The sequence below is a fragment of the Agromyces binzhouensis genome (assembly GCF_004135055.1).
In the GTDB taxonomy this organism is placed as follows: Bacteria; Actinomycetota; Actinomycetes; order Actinomycetales; family Microbacteriaceae; genus Agromyces; species Agromyces binzhouensis.
Genome location: NZ_SDPL01000250.1, coordinates 1 through 4557, shown reverse-complemented (window position 1 = coordinate 4557; position 4557 = coordinate 1). Strand labels below are relative to the sequence as shown.

At 72.6% G+C, this 4557-nt stretch carries 5 protein-coding genes; all 5 read left to right on the top strand.

Going from position 1 to position 4557, the window contains the following annotated elements:
* A partial coding sequence (locus ESO86_RS18935; protein ID WP_165307725.1) for a class I SAM-dependent methyltransferase occupies positions 1–346 on the top strand: 346 nt, incomplete at its 5' end.
* Between the two features lie 80 nt (positions 347–426).
* On the top strand, positions 427–3096 hold the full coding sequence (locus ESO86_RS11880) for an adenylate/guanylate cyclase domain-containing protein (RefSeq protein ID WP_165307723.1): 2670 nt from the start codon (positions 427–429) through the stop codon (positions 3094–3096).
* A 67-nt stretch (positions 3097–3163) separates the two neighbouring features.
* Positions 3164–3460, top strand: coding sequence for an ATP-dependent Clp protease adapter ClpS (clpS, locus tag ESO86_RS11875; protein WP_242492337.1), 297 nt, complete (start codon positions 3164–3166; stop codon positions 3458–3460).
* Entirely contained in the window at positions 3457–3954 is a 498-nt protein-coding gene (locus ESO86_RS11870) for a DUF2017 family protein (protein WP_129235220.1), read from the top strand. The genes clpS and ESO86_RS11870 overlap by 4 nt, the downstream gene beginning before the upstream one ends.
* A gap of 89 nt (positions 3955–4043) precedes the next feature.
* Positions 4044–4451, top strand: a complete 408-nt coding sequence (locus ESO86_RS11865) for a DUF7144 family membrane protein (protein ID WP_129235219.1) — start codon at positions 4044–4046, stop codon at positions 4449–4451.
* Positions 4452–4557: the final 106 nt, after the last annotated feature.

The following is a 4557-nucleotide window of genomic DNA, read 5'->3' as shown; positions in this document are numbered from 1 at the left end:
CGACCGGAGCGCCGCGGCGGCGGCATCCGCCCACCTCACCGCCGCCGCGAACGGCGTCGCCGACCGCGTCGAGGTGACGCGCGCCGACGGTCTCGAGCACCTGCCCGACGCGAGCGAGCGGCTCGTGGTGCTGAACCCGCCGTTCCACTCGGATGCCGCGGTGCACACGGGCATCGCGACGCACCTGTTCGGCGAGGCGGCGCGGGTGCTCGCTCCCGGCGGCGAGCTCTGGTGCGTGTGGAACTCGCACCTGCGCTACCGACCGCTGCTCGAGCGGATCGTCGGCCCGACCCGGGAGATCGCACGCAACCCGAAGTTCACGGTCACCGCGTCGACGCGCCGCTGAGCGCGCGCCCGGAGGCCGCCGGGCCGACACACCGCGAACTGGGGCGTGCGCTCTCGGCGCGAACCTGTCAGGCTCGGAGTGTGACCACCACGGCTGCCACGAGCCGTCGTCGTCTCCCGACGGGGACGGTCACCTTCCTGTTCACGGACGTCGAGGGATCGACCCGCCTCGTCGAGGCGGCCGGCGAGCGCTGGCCGGCGCTGCTCGCGGAGCACGACGCTCTCGTCCGCGACGCCATCACGGGCAACGGCGGCACCGTGGTCAAGACCGAGGGCGACGGGTTCTTCGCGGCCTTCGCCTCGGCGATCGAGGCCGTGAGCGCGGCGGTGGCGGCGCAACGGGGGATCGCGGGCCACGACTGGCCCGAGGGGCTCGTGCCGAAGGTCCGCATGGGACTGCACACCGGGCTGGGGCTGCTGGGCGGCGACGACTACATCGGGCTCGACGTCCATCGCGCCGCTCGCATCATGGCCGCGGCGCACGGCGGCCAGATCGTCCTCTCCGCATCGACCGCGGCGCTCGTGGAGCACGAGCTGCCCGTCGACGTCGTGCTCCACGACCTCGGCCGGCACCACCTGAGGGACCTGTCGCAGGCCGAGGGCATCTTCCAGCTCGACGTCGCCGGACTCGACGTCAGATTCCCCGCCCTGCGCTCGCTCGAGGCCGTGCCGAACAACCTCCCCGCGCAGGTCACCCACTTCGTCGGGCGACGCCGCGAACGCGCCCGGGTCCGCGAGCTCCTCGAGGCCTCGCACGTCGTGACCGTCACGGGCACGGGCGGAACGGGGAAGACCCGGCTCGCCCTCCAGGTCGGATCCGAGATCGGCGGGCAGTTCCGCGACGGGGTCTTCTTCGTCGACCTCGCGCCGGTCGACGATCCGGAGGTCGTGCCGTCGCAGATCCTCCGCGCCCTCGGCGAGGATTCGTCACCGGGCAACCGGCCGCCCCGGGAGGCCCTGCTCGAGCGGATGGGCGACCGCGAGGTGCTCCTCATCCTCGACAACTTCGAGCAGCTCATCCCCGCGGCGCCGATCGTCGCGGACCTCGTGTCCGTCGCGCCACGATCCCGGTTCCTCGTCACGTCCCGTGGGCCCCTCCGCATCGCCGCCGAACAGGAGATGCCACTCGAGCCCATGGACCTCCCCGACCGGCGCGACGTGAGCCGAGCGACCGACACCGACGCGGTCGCGCTGTTCGTCGATCGCGCCATGGCGGTCCGTCCCGACTTCACGGTGACGCCCGAGAACGCGGCCGCGGTCTCGGAGCTGGTGCGCGGGCTCGACGGACTCCCGCTCGCGATCGAGCTCGTGGCGTCGCGCGTGCGGCTGCTGCCCGTGCCCGAGATCCTCGCCCGGCTCGACCCGGCCCGGCCCGGCACCGGGACGATCGACCTCCCCGAGCGGCAGCGCACCATCGAGGGCGCGATCGAGTGGAGCCACGACCTCCTCGACCCTCCCGTGCAGGAGCTCTTCGCGCGCCTCGGGGTGTTCGCCGGCGGCGCGGACCTCGAGCAGATCGAGCGGGTGTGCGACGACATCGACGTCGACCTGCTGGCCGGCCTCGCCGAACTCGTCGACCAGGGGCTGCTCCGGCAGGTGTCGGCGCCCGGCGGTCGGGCGCGCTTCCGCACGCTCCACGTGATCCGCGAGGTCGCGCTCCTGAAGCTCGAGGCGAGCGGAACGGGCGAGGCCGTGCACAGGCGCCACCTCGAGGCGTACGTCGCCTGGGCGGAGGAGGTCGCCGCGCACGTCCTGGGGGAGGACCGATCCGCCTGGTTGGACCGGTTCGACGCCGACCACGACAACGTCCGGACCGCGCTCGACTGGGCCGCCGTGCACGGCGAGACCGACCTCGCCCTCCGCCTCGCCGCCGCCTCGTGGCGGTTCTGGCAGTCGCGCGGCCACCTCCACGAGGGCCGGAGCCGGTTGGAGACCGTGGTCTCGCTCCCCGGCGGAGAGCCGCTCAACCGGGCCCGGGCGCTCGAGGCGCTCGGCGGCGTGTACTGGTGGCAGGGCGAGATCGAGCGATGCGTGCCGCCCTATCGCGAGGCGCTCGCCATCCAACGCGAGCTCGGGGATCCCGCCGAGATCGCGAACGCGATCTACAACGTCGCGATCGGCCAGGCCGTGGCCGCCGTGACGACGGGTATCACCGACGAGGTGCGCGCCGAGGTCTACGGTCTCTACGACGAGGGCGAGGCGATCTTCCGGAGCCTGGGCGACGAGAACGGGCTCGGGAACATCACGTGGGGCCGGGGACTCGCCGTGTCCGACCTCGACGACGACATCCAGCAGTCGCTCGAGCTCTTCCACCGCAGCATCGACCACTACCGCGCCGCGGGGAACGAGTTCGGCATGGGGTGGGGCATGTTCGAGGTCGCGATCTTCTCCGCGAGGCTCGGCGACATCGCGACGGCGTGGGACTACCTCGAGGAGGGGCTCGAGCTCTTCGCGCCCCATCGCGACGTCTCGGCCGTCGTGCTCTTCCTGTCGCTGGCGGCGGCGCTCGCGCAGGCGGCCGACGACGAGGAGCGGGCGGCTCGACTCGCGGGCGCCGTGCGCGGGCTCAGGAACTCGTCGGGCGCCAAGATCGTCGACCACGAGATCACCCGGATCCGCGGTCTCTCGATCGAGGAGATCGACCCGACGCGCGAGGACCTCGAGCCGCTGTATCGGGCGGGCATGGCGATGGACCTCTCGCAGGCGGTCGCCTTCGCCCTCGGGCGCGCCGTTCCGGCCGCGGACGACTGACGCCGCGGCGGTCGCGACGCGGCGAAAGGGACGTGCGAGCGAGCCGCGAGCGTGTCAGTCTGGGATCGTGACGTCCACCCTCGAGCAGCTCGACGCCGACCTCGTCACCGACGAGGCCGTCCGGCCCGACCTGCCCTGGCAGACGATCGTGTGGGACGATCCCGTCAACCTCATGACCTACGTCACCTACGTGTTCCGCAGCTACTTCGGCTACCCGCGCGAGGAGGCCGAGCGGCTCATGCTCCAGGTGCACCACGAGGGGCGTGCGGTCGTGGCATCCGGCAATCGCGAGGCCATGGAGCGGCACGTGCACGCCATGCACGGCTACGGGCTCCAGGCGACCGTCTCGAAGGCCGAGCCGTGATCGTCGCCGGACGCGAGGGCGGCGCCGACGGCGTGCGGATCGTGCTGGAGACCGAGGAGGCCATGCTCCTCTCCGAACTCGCGGACCAGGTCGACTCGGTCCTGCTCCTGGGCGGCGACGACGACCCGGCGCTCGGGCGCCTCTTCCCGTCCGCATACCCCGACGACCGGGAGGCCGCGCACGACTTCACCCGCTACACGCGCGACAGCCTCGTCGACGGCAAGCGCCAGGCGGCCCAATCCGTCCGCGACGCCACGGCCACCGAGCGCGACGCGGGCCTGGTCGAGATCGAGCTCGACCAGGCGCAGGCCTGGGGGTGGCTGACCTTCCTCACCGACCTGCGGCTGATCCTCGCCGAGCGCGTCGGCGTCACCGACCCAGACGAGGCCGAGCCCGCCGACGACGAGCGCGACGACTACCTGCGGGCCGCCTACGAGTGGGCGGGCATCGTGCAGGGCTCGATGCTCGAGGTGCTCGACCCGATCGGGCGATGACGGGCCGAAGGTCCCGAGGTCGCGATCGCGCATCGTAGGACGATGCGCGTGGGCGCGCCCAGCGGGGGCGTGCCGGATGGAGGCGCGCCATGTCCGACACGAACGTCACCGGCTGGGTCGGATGGGGCTGGTTCGCCGGGGTGATGATCATCATCTCCGGCGCGATCGGCGCCATCTACGGGTTCATCGCGATCCTGCTGCCGAACAACACCTACTTCCTGAAGCCGTCCGACGGCGAGCTGCTGATCCTGAACGCGACGGGCTGGGGCTGGCTGCACCTGTTCCTCGGGCTCTTCCTCGTGCTCGTGGGCATCGCCCTGCTCGCCGGGGCCTCGTGGGCGAGGGTCGTGGCGATCATCCTCGCGGCCTTCAGCGTCCTGGCGAACCTCATGGTGCTGCCCCTGCAGCCCTGGTGGTCGGCGATCGTGATCGCCGTCGACGTGTTCGTGATCTACGCGCTCACGGTGCACGGAAGGGAGCTCGCCGCGAGGCGCTGATCCTGCGAGCGCGCGCATCGAGGCGGTCCCTCGGACCGGCGCTGGCGGTCGCGCCCGCGCTGCTGGCAGTCTGGTGCCGCGGGCCCGGCGCCTGCGCCGGTCGACG

Bases quoted from the DNA above. Each gene is read 5' to 3' on its own strand.
- ESO86_RS11865 (WP_129235219.1), top strand. From the start codon at position 4,044: ATGTCCGACACGAACGTCACCGGCTGGGTCGGATGGGGCTGGTTCGCC.